Source organism: Acinetobacter sp. AYS6, from assembly GCF_025630795.1.
Classification (GTDB): domain Bacteria; phylum Pseudomonadota; class Gammaproteobacteria; order Pseudomonadales; family Moraxellaceae; genus Acinetobacter.
Map to the genome: position 1 here is coordinate 1 of NZ_JAOTNV010000002.1, position 16,897 is coordinate 16,897.

The 16,897-nt window shown below is 37.0% G+C and carries 15 protein-coding genes and 1 pseudogene; 8 read left to right on the forward strand and 8 right to left on the reverse strand.

Going from position 1 to position 16,897, the window contains the following annotated elements:
* Positions 1 to 301 precede the first annotated feature (301 nt).
* A complete protein-coding gene (locus OD757_RS00460; protein WP_263030509.1) occupies positions 302 to 853 on the reverse strand; it encodes a peptidylprolyl isomerase in 552 nt (183 codons plus the stop codon).
* 158 nt (positions 854 to 1,011) lie between these two features.
* Positions 1,012 to 2,082, reverse strand: coding sequence for an alpha/beta hydrolase (locus OD757_RS00465; protein ID WP_263030510.1), 1,071 nt, complete (start codon positions 2,080 to 2,082; stop codon positions 1,012 to 1,014).
* 211 nt (positions 2,083 to 2,293) lie between these two features.
* Here OD757_RS00465 and OD757_RS00470 point away from each other — a divergent pair, with 211 nt between their 5' ends.
* The gene (locus OD757_RS00470; protein WP_263030511.1) at positions 2,294 to 2,641 is read left to right on the forward strand and encodes a hypothetical protein; all 348 of its coding nucleotides are present in this window, start codon (positions 2,294 to 2,296) and stop codon (positions 2,639 to 2,641) included.
* A gap of 166 nt (positions 2,642 to 2,807) precedes the next feature.
* On the opposite strand, the gene OD757_RS00475 is transcribed toward OD757_RS00470, so the two are convergent.
* Together OD757_RS00475 and OD757_RS00480 are read right to left on the reverse strand one after the other, a co-directional pair.
* Positions 2,808 to 3,038 (reverse strand): hypothetical protein, encoded by a 231-nt coding sequence (locus tag OD757_RS00475; RefSeq protein WP_000733015.1) that lies wholly within the window; start codon positions 3,036 to 3,038, stop codon positions 2,808 to 2,810.
* A 391-nt stretch (positions 3,039 to 3,429) separates the two neighbouring features.
* Positions 3,430 to 4,296 carry an MBL fold metallo-hydrolase gene (locus tag OD757_RS00480; RefSeq protein ID WP_151745566.1) on the reverse strand — a complete coding sequence of 289 codons (867 nt, stop codon included), beginning with the start codon at positions 4,294 to 4,296 and terminating at the stop codon, positions 3,430 to 3,432.
* A gap of 107 nt (positions 4,297 to 4,403) precedes the next feature.
* Between OD757_RS00480 and OD757_RS00485 the strand changes: the two genes are divergently transcribed.
* The 6 genes and pseudogenes from OD757_RS00485 (at position 4,404) to OD757_RS00510 (ending at position 10,888) form a co-directional block, all read left to right on the forward strand.
* Positions 4,404 to 5,297: a LysR family transcriptional regulator gene (locus OD757_RS00485; RefSeq protein ID WP_263030512.1), complete on the forward strand. Its 894-nt coding sequence runs from the start codon at positions 4,404 to 4,406 to the stop codon at positions 5,295 to 5,297.
* Between the two features lie 162 nt (positions 5,298 to 5,459).
* Positions 5,460 to 6,014 (forward strand): nucleotide exchange factor GrpE, encoded by a 555-nt coding sequence (gene grpE, locus OD757_RS00490; protein ID WP_263030513.1) that lies wholly within the window; start codon positions 5,460 to 5,462, stop codon positions 6,012 to 6,014.
* Positions 6,015 to 6,132: 118 nt separating this feature from the next.
* Complete coding sequence (dnaK, locus tag OD757_RS00495) at positions 6,133 to 8,073, forward strand: molecular chaperone DnaK (protein WP_204389491.1); 1,941 nt, start codon at positions 6,133 to 6,135, stop codon at positions 8,071 to 8,073.
* A 330-nt stretch (positions 8,074 to 8,403) separates the two neighbouring features.
* On the forward strand, positions 8,404 to 9,321 hold the full coding sequence (locus OD757_RS00500; RefSeq protein ID WP_263030514.1) for a matrixin family metalloprotease: 918 nt from the start codon (positions 8,404 to 8,406) through the stop codon (positions 9,319 to 9,321).
* 81 nt (positions 9,322 to 9,402) lie between these two features.
* Positions 9,403 to 10,412, forward strand: a pseudogene (locus OD757_RS00505) (M57 family metalloprotease).
* 101 nt (positions 10,413 to 10,513) lie between these two features.
* Positions 10,514 to 10,888: a hypothetical protein gene (locus tag OD757_RS00510; RefSeq protein WP_014207668.1), complete on the forward strand. Its 375-nt coding sequence runs from the start codon at positions 10,514 to 10,516 to the stop codon at positions 10,886 to 10,888.
* Positions 10,889 to 10,951: 63 nt separating this feature from the next.
* On the opposite strand, the gene OD757_RS00515 is transcribed toward OD757_RS00510, so the two are convergent.
* From OD757_RS00515 to OD757_RS00530, 4 genes are all read right to left on the reverse strand, one after another.
* The gene (locus OD757_RS00515) at positions 10,952 to 12,244 is read right to left on the reverse strand and encodes a lytic murein transglycosylase (protein ID WP_204389476.1); all 1,293 of its coding nucleotides are present in this window, start codon (positions 12,242 to 12,244) and stop codon (positions 10,952 to 10,954) included.
* A gap of 700 nt (positions 12,245 to 12,944) precedes the next feature.
* Positions 12,945 to 14,066: a 5-(carboxyamino)imidazole ribonucleotide synthase gene (locus tag OD757_RS00520; protein WP_263030516.1), complete on the reverse strand. Its 1,122-nt coding sequence runs from the start codon at positions 14,064 to 14,066 to the stop codon at positions 12,945 to 12,947.
* A gap of 9 nt (positions 14,067 to 14,075) precedes the next feature.
* Positions 14,076 to 14,591 (reverse strand): 5-(carboxyamino)imidazole ribonucleotide mutase, encoded by a 516-nt coding sequence (gene purE, locus OD757_RS00525; RefSeq protein ID WP_002115451.1) that lies wholly within the window; start codon positions 14,589 to 14,591, stop codon positions 14,076 to 14,078.
* Positions 14,592 to 14,871: 280 nt separating this feature from the next.
* Positions 14,872 to 15,234 (reverse strand): DMT family protein, encoded by a 363-nt coding sequence (locus tag OD757_RS00530; RefSeq protein ID WP_023274349.1) that lies wholly within the window; start codon positions 15,232 to 15,234, stop codon positions 14,872 to 14,874.
* A 240-nt stretch (positions 15,235 to 15,474) separates the two neighbouring features.
* On the opposite strand from OD757_RS00530, the gene mpl reads away from it, so the two are divergent.
* Positions 15,475 to 16,848: a UDP-N-acetylmuramate:L-alanyl-gamma-D-glutamyl-meso-diaminopimelate ligase gene (mpl, locus tag OD757_RS00535; RefSeq protein ID WP_263030517.1), complete on the forward strand. Its 1,374-nt coding sequence runs from the start codon at positions 15,475 to 15,477 to the stop codon at positions 16,846 to 16,848.
* Positions 16,849 to 16,897 lie beyond the last annotated feature (49 nt).

A 16,897-nucleotide genomic window follows, 5' to 3' on the forward strand; every position in this document is an offset into this window, starting at 1 on the left:
CGATTAATCAATCAGTAAAAATCCACACAAGTTGTTCTTCAATTCTCTTAATGATTTTTCTGCTCTTCGTCAGAGACAGAATTCAACGCAATACCAAGCTTTCATCTTAACCCTGTAAGCTAAGATATTCTCATGTATCGCGTCGGGATGAGTGCATTATAGGGAAAAAAAATTGGTACGCAAGCACTTTTCTAAATACATGTGTTCGACCGACTCTTTTTTACCCAACTGAAATTCAAAAAAGCTAAAATTGTTAATTAAGCTATTGATAAAAAACAATAAAAATTAAAATCACTTATTTTCATTCTTTTTTGATTTTCACTTCTATTATCTTAATAGGTTGTTTAGGAACGTTCTGATGCATTCCATCGTTGGTTGTAGGTACCTTTACAATACGGTCAACTACATCCATTCCTTTAGTTACTTTTCCGAAAACTGCATAACCTGGGTTACCAGCCGAGCGATTTAGAAAACTGTTATCTGCGACATTAATAAAGAATTGACTAGTGGCTGAATCAGGATTTGCAGTACGAGCCATTGCTAAAGTTCCGCGTGTATTAGCAATTCCATTTCCAGCTTCGTTTTTGATTGGTGCTCGAGTGGTCTTTTCTTGCATATTTGCAGTAAGTCCACCGCCCTGTACCATGAATCCAGGAATTACGCGATGGAAGATCGTATCTTTATAAAAGTTCGACTTTATATAGCTTTTAAAATTCTTCACACTGATTGGAGCTTTCTCATCATAAAGCTGTATTTCAATGTTGCCTAAATTCGTTTGCATTTCAACTAAAGTGTCAGCCCAGACTGAATGACTGCTTAAACCCAAGCAACATAGCATTAATAATTTTTTCATATCTTCCTACAGTAAAATGCAAAACTTAATAAAGGTTAAATTTAATCATCTATATAAAAGAATTCTAGTGAGTATTTATTAACTTTTATTTAAAGCCTTATATTTTAGATTTGAATATTAGTCCACGTTCCACGTGAAACATGGACCAAATTTTTTAGTTAGCTATTTTTATCCCAGAATTTTCTAAAGTTTTTACTCAACTCGATGGTGTAACGTTTAGCTTTTTTAGAAATAGGCGTTAAATTTATAAAACCATGAGTTTGGTCTGGGTATTCTTCATAATGCATTTTCACACCATTTTGGCGTAGTTTATAGCTATAGATTTTTGCTTCATCATGTAATACATCATGCCCAGCCGTAATCACAAAAGCAGGTGGATTCTTCTTCAAGTTGCCATAGGTTGGCGAAATAATAGGGTCATCTAACTCTACATTATGCTGGGTTGCGTAATATTGAGTGACATTATTGATATCGTTATCTGTCAAAACCAATCCTTCGTTATAAGCATAGAAGGAAGGATGTCGGCTTTTAAAATCAACTGTAGGATAAATCAGAAGCTGCGCCTGTGGAGCATAAGGCTTATTTACTGATCTTTGAGCCACGACCGTACTGATGTTTCCACCTGCACTATCACCAGCTACCGCAATTCGACCTTTTAATATTTTTAATTGTCGACGATTTTGATATACCCAAGCTAAAGCATCTTCACAGGATTGGATTAAATGTTGAGGAGAAACCTCAGGCGCAAGAGGATAATCGATACTGAGTACTTGTACTTTTGCATATTTTGCCAATATACGGCAAACCTCATCATGAGTATCTAAACCACCAACAACAAACCCTCCTCCGTGATAAAAAACAAGAAGCGGTAATTTTTTATTCGGTGCTGGATGGTAGTGTCTCGCAAAAATTGTACCACTTTGGAGAGGTAACCGAATATCTTCTACTGAATCAATCTCGGTTGATTTCTGGCGTATAGCCAGCATTTGGTTATCAAACAGTCTTCTAGACTCAATTGGATCTGAACCAATGAAACCGATCCGCCCCTGTTTAATTTGCACAGCCATCAAACATTTAGTAAATGAGTCGAGATCTGGATATTGGTAAGAATATCCAAGAATTTTGGCAAGTGATTCTTGAGCTAATCGAGGTAACTTATCAAGAGCTCGAGCAGCGGGCCCTTGGCCCTTATCTAGCAATATTTGAATTTTTTGATTGAATGCTGTCATGCCTATCTCCATGAATTCCTCTTATCCTTCATATTGTCTACAGAATTCTGTTGTTGTTTGACTATATTCGCATACAACACACGTAATCAAGATACAAAGGTAAAACCCAAATTACGCTAATCTGATTTAAAGCAAATGTCATTAACAAATCTGTCACTTAAAACAGAACTTTTTTGCCAATTATTGTTAACAGACAAAAAGAGGTACGATTATGTCAACAAAACTAGTTGTTACTTTATTAGCAACCAGTCTTTTAACTGTAGGCTGTGTGGCTTATACGGACGACCCTTCTTATCGTGGTGGTTATGGTTACCATGATCATGATAGTAATCGCTATGATCGCAATGATGGACGTCGATATAACGATTGGGAACGCAGACGCTGGGAAGAACGTCAAAGAATATATGAACAACAACGAAGAGTTGCTCGCGAACAGGATCGAAATCGTCATGAATGGGATAAGAGACGCCATGATGACGAGAAAAGACGCCACGAGTGGGATAAAAAACGGGTAGAAGATCGTAATCATAATCATCGAGATTATCGTCATGATGACTAAATTTATTACTATATAAAAAGCCCCAATAAGCTACGTCTTTTGGGGCTTTTTTGAGAATTCTAAACTCTCTTAATTATAGAATAATGAGTAGCAGCTCATTTCATATATAAATCGGCATCTTGAATATATGACTCTATAATCTTTTAACTATTCTTATCACTAAGAATTACTGAGCAGTTGCAGAGCCTGAAACAGAACCTGAAGCACCAGCATCAACTTGACCTGGTTGTGCTTGGCCAGAAACGCCAGCATCAACGCCTACACCAGCTTGTACGCCAGATGGGCTAGCACTTGTTTGAGCAGAACCTGATGCATTTAAACCAGCTTCAGATGCACAACCAACAGCTGTAAAAGCAACACCAGCAAGTACTACAGAGATAAGACCTAATTTTTTCATAATCGCTTTCCTTTCATTACGACAAACATTCAAATGCAAAGTTCATCTTCGCGCTGCCTATAATTCACAATTTTTTTTTTCGGCGTGCGTATCATTGGTTGTCTTTTGTAGTAATAGAAGTACAAATTGTGCAATTTTTTATTAAATTCACTTCCCTCCTCTTATCTCTAGCTTTTATATAGAAGTAGGAGCTTAAGCTTTTGTTTAATTTTATCAATTTTTAATTTTTATCTTAGGCTTTTGCTCTACTCAAAAAAATTCTCTTCATAGAAACGCTATATAAGGTACGTAGAATGTTACAGAGGTTTTTTGCTTAAAAAATCCTTTTCTCATTAAAAAAGCCGGGCATAGACCTCGGCTTCTCTGAAAATTTATTATATTTCGATTTAAATTACGGCCATTGCATCTCGCCTTTTACAACTTTTGCACCTAGCTCAAGACTATCCACACTCTTTAATGTTGGATATTGTTTTTGCATGAGCTGACTCAGCTCACTCGCATTTTTACTTACTTTGGCTGCTTTCTCATAACTCTTGAGATAATCAATCGAAAAGTTAACCGCATCCAAACCTTGTGGAGCACCCTCAACCATATGTGCTGGAACAACCGTTTGAGGTTGAAGCGCTTTAATACTTTCTAGAGTTTGAATCACTTCATTGCGGTCTTTAACTTTTGGTGTATCTGCCATCCATAAATGAATACCTGAAGATACAGGAATACCACCTACTACTGCTTTTGAAGAAGGAATCCATAAATAAGTGAGTTCTTTCTTACCTTTAATTTCAATTGACTCATTCTCTAACTTTAAAGTTTTAGCAGTATAAGCTTGAGGCACAATAATTTGGCTAGGCGCATTTGCACCCATTTGTGGACCCCAATACTTCACTTTGAGCGCTTGAGTATCTTGAATATGTTTAACTGTTTCCGGCGTTGCAATAATTTGTACATTTGGGAAGTACTGTTTAAATACATCTAAGCCAAAGTAATAATCTGGATCGCCATAGCTTACGAAAATTGTTTTTAAGGTTTTGCCGCTATCTAAAATATCGGCAGCAATGCGTAATGCTTCAGATTTTGAGAATTGCGCATTAACCAATAGAACTTCCTTATCACCTTCAATTAAAGTAGAAGTCACCCCAAAATGTTCTGGTTTAGCCAGAAAACTTTGGATTTTTAGATCTTGCGCAAAAGCGGAGGAAGCCATTGTCAAAGCGGTGGCAGTTGCTAGAGCTGAAGCTGTTAATTTAAAAAATTTCATTATGTATTCTCCAATTTCATGAGAAATACTTTAAATTGCAATTCCTGTAAGGTAAATGCACTAAATTAAGATAAACTGTTGCATATATTGTAATAATGATAAAGCATATGGATACATTAAAAGCCATACACGTCTTTGTTTCTATTGCTCAGCATGGCAATTTAACCAAAGCCGCAGAACACCTAAATTATTCCCGTGCCATGGTTTCACGCTATCTAGAGTACCTAGAGCACACATTCTCAACTCGACTATTTCAAAGAAATACACGAAAAATATCTCTCACACCAGCAGGTGAAAAAGCCCTCCTCTACTGCGAAAATATTTTACAACAACAGCAACTTCTTCAAGAGTTAGCCGCACCTGAGCAACATAACGGTACGATTCGCTTTACCTGTGGTTTATTTTTATTTCAATTAGGAGTTGGGGAATGTATTCGTCAATTTAAACAGCAACATCCACATATTCAATTTGATGTATATCTGACTGAAAATACAATGGACTTAATTGATGCTCAGGTCGATTTAGCTTTGCGTATAACACAAAAAGTTGCAGATGGATTAATTGCGAGACCTGTTTGTCAAATCGAGTCCGTTTTCTGTGCTCATCCAGACTATTTAAAAGAGCATAGTCCCCTCTCTCATCCAAGACAACTTATTCAACATGAATGTTTAGCTCACCATAGCCAACATCAATTCTGGACTCTTTTTGATGAAGAGCAACAACCGCAGAATTATCCTTTAAACGTGACCTTTAAAAGTAATGATGTAAATGCTGTTTATGATATGTGTGTACATGCCCAAGGTGTGGCAATGTTGCCTTCTTTATTAGTAAAAAAAGATTTAAAAGAAAAAAGATTAGTTCCTTTATTTAAAAACTTTTCAGCTCCGGAATTAAGTCTGTCAGTGGTATATGCATCTCGGCAACATTTACCCAAAATAACGCAGGAATTTATTGCTTTTATGATCGAAAATTTAGATTTTTACTTAAAACCGCAAAATTAAAAGTTTTAAATTGCCGTGTACGCTTGAATTTTTAGGCAATGCCCATACTTCATCCCTATTAATGAATTACAGCATATGCATGGCAGTTCAGGTTTTACCCAGTAAATACTGATGCCAAAAGGACTGTACATGTTTAAAAACCCATTTAAACGGAGATCATCAATGGCTAATGAGCAAAATGAGCAAGCTCAAGACATTCAACACGAGCAAGCAGAGCAATCTAATGAGCAAACTCAGGCTGAAGGTGTAGAGCAAGCAAACGACGTTACCGTTGAATCTTTACAAGCGCAAATCACTAAATTAGAAGAAAGTCTTAAACTTGAAAAAGCACGTACAGCGAATGCTGTTTACGAAGCACAAAAAAGTGTAGAGCGTATTCAACGTGAGTCTGAAAAGCATAAGGAAACTGTGCTTGAAAAATTTGCAAAAGAATTACTGGATTCTGTAGACAATCTAGAGCGTGCAATTCAAGCAGCGGGTGATGAAGAAACACCAGTACTTGAAGGTATCAAATTAACCTTGAAGTCACTGTTAACTGCGCTTGAAAAATTTGGCATTGTAGAGGCTGATACTAAAAATGGTTTCAATGCAGATTTACATCAGGCAGTAGGTATTGATCCTAATGCTAAAGCAAATGAAATCGGCACCGTTTTACAAAAAGGCTATACCTTGAATGGACGCTTATTACGCCCTGCTATGGTTATGGTTGGTCAATAAGTAAATTTTTGAGAGTTTTTAGATTTTTTTTAGCTAAAACGCTTGAAAAAAATAGATTCACTCTCATATCGGATAACAAGCAAAAACATTGCAAAAGAATTTTTGAGGAAAACGTCACATGGCAAAAATTATTGGTATTGACTTAGGTACTACCAACTCATGCGTTGCTGTACTTGAAGGCGATAAAGTAAAAGTAATCGAAAACGCTGAAGGCGCACGTACAACTCCATCGATCATCGCTTATAAAGATGGCGAGATCTTAGTAGGTCAAAGTGCTAAGCGTCAGGCAGTAACTAACCCGAAAAATACATTATTCGCTATCAAGCGTTTAATCGGTCGTCGTTATGAAGATCAAGCGGTACAAAAAGACATCGGTCTTGTACCTTATAAAATCATCAAAGCTGACAATGGCGATGCTTGGGTTGAAGTAAACGATAAAAAATTAGCACCTCAACAGATCTCTGCTGAAATCTTGAAAAAGATGAAGAAAACTGCAGAAGACTATTTAGGTGAAACAGTTACAGAAGCAGTTATTACTGTTCCTGCTTACTTTAACGATGCGCAACGTCAAGCGACTAAAGATGCGGGTAAAATTGCTGGCCTAGACGTTAAACGTATCATTAACGAACCAACTGCTGCTGCACTTGCGTTCGGTATGGATAAAAAAGAAGGCGACCGTAAAGTTGCAGTTTACGACTTAGGTGGTGGTACTTTTGACGTATCAATCATTGAAATCGCAGACCTTGATGGCGACCAACAAATCGAAGTGTTATCAACAAACGGTGATACTTTCCTTGGTGGTGAAGACTTTGATAACGCGTTAATTGAATTCTTGGTTGAAGAATTTAAGAAAGAACAAAGTGTGAACTTGAAAAATGATCCACTTGCGTTACAACGTTTGAAAGAAGCTGCTGAAAAAGCAAAAATTGAGCTTTCTTCATCAAATGCAACTGAAATTAACCTTCCATACATCACTGCTGATGCGACTGGTCCTAAACACTTAGTGATCAACGTAACTCGTGCAAAACTTGAAGGTTTGGTTGCTGATTTAGTTGCTCGTACAATTGAGCCTTGCCGTATCGCGCTTAAAGATGCTGGTCTTTCGACTTCTGACATCTCTGACGTGATCTTGGTTGGTGGTCAATCTCGTATGCCACTTGTACAACAAAAAGTACAAGAATTCTTTGGTAAAGAGCCACGTAAAGACGTGAACCCTGACGAAGCAGTAGCAATCGGTGCTGCGATTCAAGGTGCGGTATTGTCTGGTGACAAAACTGATGTTCTTTTATTAGACGTAACACCATTAACTTTAGGTATTGAAACAATGGGTGGTGTATTAACACCAATCATTGAGAAAAACACGACGATTCCTGCGAAGAAATCACAAGTGTTCTCTACTGCTGCTGACAACCAGCCTGCTGTAGATATTTCTGTTTACCAAGGTGAACGTAAGATGGCTCAACAAAACAAATTGTTGGGTAACTTCCAATTAGGCGACATCCCACCTGCTCCACGTGGTGTGCCACAAATTGAAGTATCTTTCGACATCAATGCTGATGGTATCTTGAAAGTATCTGCTAAAGATAAGAGTACTGGTAAAGAGCAATCGATCCAGATTAAAGCGAACTCAGGTTTGTCTGATGCTGAAATCGAAGCAATGATTAAAGATGCTGAAGCGAATGCTGAAGAAGATCGTAAGTTTGAAGAACTTGCAAAAGCTCGTAACGAAGCTGATGCATTGATTTCAAGCTCGAACAAAGCTGTAAAAGATCTTGGTGATAAAGTTACTGAAGATGAAAAAACAGCTGTAAGTACTGCGGTTTCTGAACTTGAAACAGCAACTAAAGAAAATGATGTTGAAGATATCAAAGCTAAAACTGAAGCTTTACAAAACATCTTGATGCCTATCACTCAACGTGCTTATGAACAAGCACAACAAGCTGGTGGTGCAGAAGGCTTTGATCCAAATGCATTCCAAGGTGGCGATGCTGGTCAACAAAAAGCTGATGATGGCGTTGTAGATGCAGAATTCACTGAAGTTAAAGATGACAAAAAATAATTTGTTTCTTTAATAAAAAACCGCGCTTAGGCGCGGTTTTTTTATTTGTTACAAAAAATAACAATAGTTTTTTAAGGATATTTTTTAAATATTTAATGTCAAAAAGGTCACTTATAAAAACTAATCTATTAATTATAAAAAAGATTTTCTAAACAAAAATACATTGTTACTTATTACATTAATTATTCCATTATTGCCAAATCTAAAGACATCTTTTTAATTTTTTTTACCAAGATCACAAAGCCCACCCACTCTCCTGTATTTTTTATCATTTTGACGAAGTTAATTAATTAGCTAACAATAAGATTTATTTATATTTTTTATTTTGCCATGAAAAGATTTCTATGGTGGGGATTGAGCTTGTGTTTATACATGGGCTTACAAACAATGCTGTTTGCTCAAAGCAACTTACCAATCAGTTCATCTCAACAACCTTTAAAATATCGAATCGCCTTTATTGACCCTCGGTTTCAACTCACTAAAGAACAATTTATGGAGGTTAGCCAGCAAGCTGCTGAAATCTGGCAGACAGAGACGGGAAAAACCTATTTTACTTATGATTCAGAAGCACAGTTATCAATTAATCTAATTTATGATGATCATCAAATAATTAAAAATGAGCAGCAAAACAGTTTGAATACTCTTTTGCAAAAGCAGGAACAATGGAGTCTTAAAAATGAGGAAATTGTTCTAAACAAACAAGAAATTAGTCAGCTATCATCTGATTTGAATAAGAAAAAGATAAGTCTAAGAGCTGAGTTTGAACAATATCAACGAGACGTAACACGCTTTAATCAAGGAGAACATCAATACTATCGTGCCGATGAGTTAAAAGAACGGCAAAAACAACTGGAGCAAAAATCGGAAAATATAAAAAATGAATCAAATGATTTAAATTTTAAAATTCAATTGCTTAACTTAAAAATTAAAGAACTAAATCAAGAGCAAAGTGATTTAGCCGCTTTAAAAACACAATTTAAACTAGAGCAAAAAATTAGTATAGAACCTTTCCATAAAGGCTTATTTAGTCAAAACCAAATTCAAATTTATGGTTATACCTCTTTAAACGATTTACGTTTGACCCTTGCGCATGAGTTTGGCCATGCTTTAGGGCTAAAACATACTACTGATCCTAAATCTCTTATGTACCCTCTTTTAAAAGAGCAAGACATTCATAATTTTAAATTAACAAATTCAGATTTAGAGTTATTAGGTTCAATTTATAGTTCAATTAAGGAAAATCATTAAAGTTAAATGATTAAAAAAACTAAACAAAACCGAATATATTAAACTTCTACTAAAAAACAATTTGGCATTTGGTAAAAAATAATGAGACAAAAGTCTCATTTATTTATCGAAATTGTACGTTTTTTGATTGATTTTTCATTTTATATTCTTATAATACGTTTTTTTTCAAATCTCCCCCTTCGATTATGCGTTTAACATCTTTGTTATTAGGCGTAGCCTTCGCTTTTTCTAATTTTCAGGCTAATGCTAATCTTGCTACTCCAGCTCATACTCAAATCCAGCAAAAAGCAGGTCAACATCTGACTTATAAAATTGCTGAAATTGATCCACGTTTTGGTTTAAGCCAAGACCAATTAATTCAGATTAGTCAACAAGCTGCGGACATTTGGAAGCAAGGTACTGGTCAGGATTATTTTACTTATGATCCAAATGCAAAGTTAGAAATTCGTCTAGTTTACGATAATAGCCAAAGTCGTTCTGAACAGCGTCAAAAAATTGCAGCTCAATTCCAGCAAGAACAACAACGTGTAATTGATGAACAGCAACAAATTAAACAATTGAAGCAAACACTTGCTCAAACTCAATCTGACCTTGAAAATAAAAAGCAGATTTTGAATGGCAAATTGAAAAATCTTGACCAGCAAATGATGCAGCTTAACCAAGGAAAATTAGCACCTGAATACAGTGCTAAATCTTTGGCTAAAACTCAGAAAGATTTGCAAAAACAAACTGTTGCTTTGAAAAAAGAAATTGCTGCATATAATGAGCAAGCTAAAGATTTAAATGTCAAAGTGACTCATTTTAATCAGATTAATAATGAATTTAATGATTCATTGAACCAATTTAAGCAAAATGCTCAAGCGGATGTCTTTAAAAAAGGGATCTATAACGGTAAACAAATTGTGATTTATGAGTTTAAATCTATTGATGATTTACGTTTAACAATTGCACATGAGTTAGGACATGCGCTTGGCTTAAAACATAGTGATCAACCAAATGCATTGATGTACTCTGTTCGTAAAGATGGTGATAGAAAAGTCACTGGTCTTACAGATGCTGATCGTGATCTATTGAGTGCTTTACCTCAATAATAAAGAACTTGATATAAAATGATGTATCTATTTCTAGATAGATACATCGAAATTCATATCAAAGTCATGTTATTGTGGACATAAGAGCTAACGAAAATAGAATGGAGATCAAGATGAGTTACTATCATATCCTGATTGAAGTAAATGATCATATCAGCACAATTGAACAAACACGTGATATTGAACTGTTTGATATTATTGAAATCAAACCGTATCTTCATTCTATTCTAATTCCCTTTTTCAATGAGCATGAAATCGAGCTTGAAGATGAAAATATCGAATATAAAGATATCCTCCATCTTGAAGTAAAACAAACTCTGTTACCGATTGAACATTTAATTGAAGAAGAGCAAAAGCAATTACCAAGTGATACTGATGTCACGATCACTGCGTATGAAATCTTTAATGATCGTGATTTAAGCCAAGATGTCACTTCAGTTATTTTTGATATTTTGGAAGCGGTTAAATTAGAGTAGCAATCTTATATAAGTATCTATAAAAAAGGTCTGCATATGCAGACCTTTTTTATTATTTTCAGCTTATTGCATCATTTTTTGAGCTTGTTCTTGACGGAAAGCACGTAAAATTTGTTGCCCTGCCCGTCCTGTTGGATTTAAACCTAAACGGGTTTGTTCCTGACGAATAGCCACACGAGTTTTATCGCCAATCAGACCATCAACTGCACCAATATCGTAGCCGCGATTAATCAAAAATTGTTGGATTTCACGACGTTCTGCACGTGAAGTTCCTGGATCATCAGTTGGCCACGATGTTGCAAAAGGACGAGCGCCTTTTAACCGATCAGATAGATGAGCAATTGCAAGACCATAACTTTCCGCAGCGTTATAACTATAAATAGCATCGAAATTCTTAAATACTAAGAATACTGGACCATTTACCCCCGCTGGAGCCATTAAACCAGCCGAAGTACTACCAGATAAAGCCCCTTGAACAAGTGGGGAGCCATCAATTCGAGTTACACCTCGTGCACTCCAGCTACTTAATGCTTTCTTTGAACGTCGCCCTTCTCCATCAATTGACATGCCTTGAGGAACTTTTACTTCAAAACCCCATGGCATTCCTGTTTGCCAACCGGCTTTATTCAAGAAATTAGCCGTTGATGCTAATGCATCTGCAGTACTCGATACTAAATCGCGACGACCATCTCCATCAAAATCAACCGCTAAACGTTCATAGGTCGATGGCATAAATTGCGTATGTCCAAATGCCCCAGCCCATGAACCTTTCAGTTGATCTTCGGTTAAGTCACCGCGCTGTAAAATACGCATGGTGGCAAAAAATTCAGTACGGAAATAACTTTGTCGACGACCTTCACAACTTAAAGTCCCGAGTGCTTGTAATAAAGGATATTTTCCAGAAATATCACCAAAATTACTTTCCACACCCCACACTGCCACAATTGTTTCCGGTGGAACACCGTAGGTCTGAGAAGCACGATTTAAAACATCGCGATATTGCGCCAGTTTTTGTTTTCCAAGCTCAACACGTTCTTCATCAACTAACCCAGAAAGATAATCCCAAATTGGTGTCGAAAATTCTGGTTGATAGTTTAATTTATCAATAACTGAATAATCTGGAGTTAAGTTTTGAGTATAACGGTCATAGGTTGTTCCCGAGACTCCCGCAGCAATTGCTTGAGAACGTAAATTTGCCAAACAACTTTGGAAATTATTATTAGGCGTATAATCTTCGCTAGTTACTACTGGAACAGTAGCATTGCTAGATATTGTAGAACCATTAATTACGAGCTCTGCTTGAGCCTGAGTCATTGCTAAAAATACAGAGCCAACAATACAAGAAAAACGTCGCATATTATCCCAGTTTCAATTTTTGAATTTAAATTTTTAAGTACCATACCATTATGAGTCTAAAATTTCAGAGAGAAAACGTAAATTTGAATTCATAATCTCTTCTTTAAATTCATTTCCACTGTTTTAAATTCAAATTTCCCACTTTATTTTGAATTTAAAACTTCTCTAAAGTGCATCGCCAGTTTTGAATTCAAAACAATAGCGCATAGTTTAAATTCAAAAACCTTATTTTAAATTTAAACTATAAAGCTGGCGTTTCTGTGGATAAACTTATCCACAATCGAGCAAAAACAGTACTATTTATTGATTTTATTCTATATTTCATTATTCTTTGTGAAACGGCAAATCCAATCAACCCAACAACCTGTATTTTTAAATTCAAAAAACATCCTATATTTTAAATTCAAACTTACTACGTTATTTTGAATTTAAAATATTTCAGCAAACATTACAGGTTTTGAATTCAAAAACTACAAACTCTGCTCTTAGCTATAAATCAAAATCTTCTATGGATAACTAACTTTAAATTCAAAACCATCAGGTTTCACTTTTTTAAATTTAAAAATACCATCAATATTTAAATTCAAAATTATCCACAAAAAGTTATCCACAAATCAAAAATTCTCACGATTTATTATTTTTTAAATTTAAAAGATAAAAAAGCGATCCGAAGATCGCTTTTTAGAGAATAAGAAATGCTTTAGAGGGTCATATCTGCTGTTAAAGCGAGTGGTTCTGGCAAAATTTCTGCCAATTGACGGCACAATTTCGTCAGTTCATTACTATCCACAGGCATTAAAGTGATATGGCCTAACTTACGGCCAGCACGTTCTGACTTGTTATAAAGATGTAGATGAGCACCATTTAAGGCAAGTACATCTTCAGTTTTAGGATGCTGACCAATGATATTGATCATAACCGTTGGGCGTACAACGTCTGTTGAGCCTAATGGCAGACCTGCAACAGCTCGAATATGGTTTTCAAACTGAGAACAAACAGCGCCTTCAATTGACCAGTGACCTGAGTTATGCACACGTGGTGCCATCTCATTTGCACATAAGCCTTGTTCTGTCACAAATAGCTCGAGAGTTAGCACACCTACATAGTTGAGATGATTTAACAAACGCGTAATGTAGTCTTGAGCAACAGGTTGTAGAGCTTCACTGTTCGGTGCAGGTACGATTGAGTGCGATAAAATGCCATTATGGTGGTGATTTTCAGCCAATGGCCAAGTTTTTACTTCACCATTTTGGCCGCGCACCGCAATAATTGAAACTTCACGAGAGAATTTAACAAAGCTTTCGGCAACTAGACTTTTTGCAGGACCAAGTTCAGCCCATGCAGTGTCAATCTGGTCTTCTGAACGAAGTACAAACTGACCTTTACCATCATATCCGCCAGTTGCAGTCTTAAGCACGATCGGTAAACCAAGCTCAGCCACAGCCTTTTTCAAGCTTTCTAGACTATCTACAGCACGATACGGCGCAACAGGAATCGTAAGTTCATCAAACAAAGCTTTTTCTGACAAACGATTTTGTGCAGTCGCTAAAGCAACTCGGGGAGGGTGCAATGTTTTGGTTTGTGTCAAAACATCCACATCTTCAACTGGTGTATTTTCAAACTCAAGACTGAAAACATCAGCACTTTCAATAAACTGCTTTAAACCTTGCTCATCTTGGCTAGAAAAGACTTGGCCTAAAACACCTGCTGGACAATCTGTATTTGCTTCAAAAAAAGTACACTGAATATTTAATGGTAACGCTGCTTGAGCCATCATTCGACCCAATTGCCCACCACCAAAAATACCGATAGTTTTATCCATCTCAGCCTCTTACACCTGACCCGGAATATTTTTGCTTGCAACCTTATCGGTTTGCGCAGCGCGGAAATCTGCAACATTTTTCGCGATTTCAGGACGAGTTAAACCTAAGATTTGTGCCGCCATAATTGCAGCATTCGTCGCACCCGCTGGACCAATCGCTAAAGTACCCACAGCAATACCTGCTGGCATTTGTACGATTGAAAGCAAAGAATCTACGCCATTTAAAATTGATGATTTAACTGGCACACCCAAAACTGGTAAATCAGTTTTTGCGGCACACATTCCAGGTAAATGCGCTGCACCGCCTGCACCAGCAATAATCACTTGGATACCGCGATCACGCGCAGTTTCTGCGTATTCAAATAAACGATCTGGAGTACGATGAGCAGATACCACTTCCGCTTCAAATGGGACACCAAGCTGTTTAAGCATATTGGCTGTGTTTTCGAGAGTTGCCCAATCAGATTGAGAACCCATAATAATTCCAACGAGAGGTTGAGCGTCTTGTGCTGCGGCCGCATTCATTGCTAATGTTCCAGAGACAAAAGTAAAAGAAGATAAATCTCGACGAGAGCCAAGTTTTAAATGGTTCGGAAGCCCGTTATTATAGACTGATTTTTCATCTCACGAAAATTTAACTGACCAGCTCTGCGAATATTTTTAATCTCATCAAAAAATGTCATGGTTTAAAAGTGACACATTCTCAAATTTTATTAATATTATTTAAACATTCTGCAAGATCATCAGGGATTTGGAAGATTAAGAGCTTGTATTGAATAATTGATTCTCTACAAGCCATTGCAGATTATTGGCTTCTAAATACGAAATAAACACACCCAAATAAACATACCATTGCCCACAAATAATCGAGTTTAAAGGGTTGCTTAAACAAGAAAAGCATAAACGGTACAAATACAATCAGTGTGACCACTTCTTGTGTAATTTTCATTTCGCCGAGTAGCCAGCCTTGCGCACTTAGCATACGAGTTGCCGGAATCATAAAACTATATTCAAGCAGGGCAATAATCCAACCAAATAAAATCGCTTGCCAGAGTGGAGCATGGTGCAAAAATTTAAGATGCCCATACCATGCAAGTGTCATAAAGCAGTTAGAAATAATTAATAGCGCAAAAGCTAAAACCGTTGGGCTCAAAGGCACATCCTTCATCTTCACGATGATTTAAGTATTCTAAAGATACAAAACATTATAAAAGATAAAGCTGTAATTCAGCTTAAATCGAAAAAATAAAGATGTGCTTTTGTCAGAGCCTCAAACACATAGAACAACAACGATTTTTGACTATCTTTTCGAGTTTAGCCTTGCTATCGTTGCTGGCAAATTTATCAATAATGCACACACAATCATTCATATGAATATTGTGTACAAAAGCAGTGGAGAAGGCGAGCAATGCATCTGCATATCTTGGGTATTTGTGGCACTTTTATGGGCTCTTTAGCACTTTTAGCTCGTGATTTAGGACATACGGTAACCGGTTCCGATTTAAACGTTTACCCACCGATGTCTACCCAGTTAGAGAACGCAGGTATTACACTCATGCAAGGCTATGACCGTAGCCATTTACAGCCTCATCCGGACTTGGTTATTGTCGGAAATGCCATGAAACGTGGTATTGATGCTGTGGAATATATGCTTAACGAAGGTTTGCCATATATTTCTGGCCCTCAGTTTCTTGCCGATCATGTTTTGCAAGGTAAACATGTACTTGGTGTAGCAGGTACTCATGGTAAAACTACGACTACCACCATGCTAGCTTGGGTACTTGATCAGGCTGGTTTAAATCCAGGCTTTTTAATTGGTGGTGTTCCACTTGGTTTTAGCGAAAGTGCCCGTTTAGGCGGTGGCAAATACTTCTGCGTTGAAGCCGACGAATATGACTCTGCTTTTTTTGATAAACGTTCTAAGTTTGTTCACTATCACCCAAAAACGGCGATTTTAAATAACCTTGAATTTGACCATGCCGATATTTTTGATGATCTAGCCGCGATTCAAAAGCAATTCCATCATCTTGTTCGTACTATTCCAAGTGAAGGCCGCATTATTGCGCCAATTACTGAAACGCATATTGATGAAGTGCTCGAAATGGGCTGCTGGACGCCAGTAATTCGCACAAGTTTAGAAGCGAATGAAAAAGCTGCTTTATCTGCTGAATTAATCTCAATTGATGGCAGCCATTTTAAAGTACTCGAAAATGGCAATGTCGTTGGTGAAGTGAAATGGACCATGACAGGGCAACATAGCGTAGCGAATGCTTTGGCAACGATTGCAGCCGCTCAGCATGTGGGTGTTACGCTTGAACAAGCTTGTGAAGCTTTGTCTAACTTTGGCGGTGTAAAACGTCGTATGGAGTTACTCGGTACAGTCAATGGTATTGAGGTTTATGACGACTTCGCTCACCATCCAACTGCAATTGACACGACTTTAGATGGCGCACGTAAACGTTTAGGTGAACGCCGTTTATGGGCCATTATTGAACCACGTTCAAACACAATGCGTATGGGCAGTCATAAAGATGGCTTAGCACATTCAGCACGTTTAGCAGATGAAGTCATCTGGTATCAGCCAGAAGGCCTAGATTGGGACTTACAACCTGTGATTGAAGCTTCTTCTAATCGCGCCCAAGTAAGCCGTTCACTTGACGAAATTATTGACCGTATTGTCAATGAAGCAGGTGAGGGCGATGCCGTTGTGATTATGTCTAACGGTGGCTTTGGTGGCTTACATCAAAAACTTATGAGCGCATTAAAAGCAAAAGCTGCTTAACTTCCGCTTTAGATGATTCAATAAAAAAACGGGTTTCAAATTGAGACCC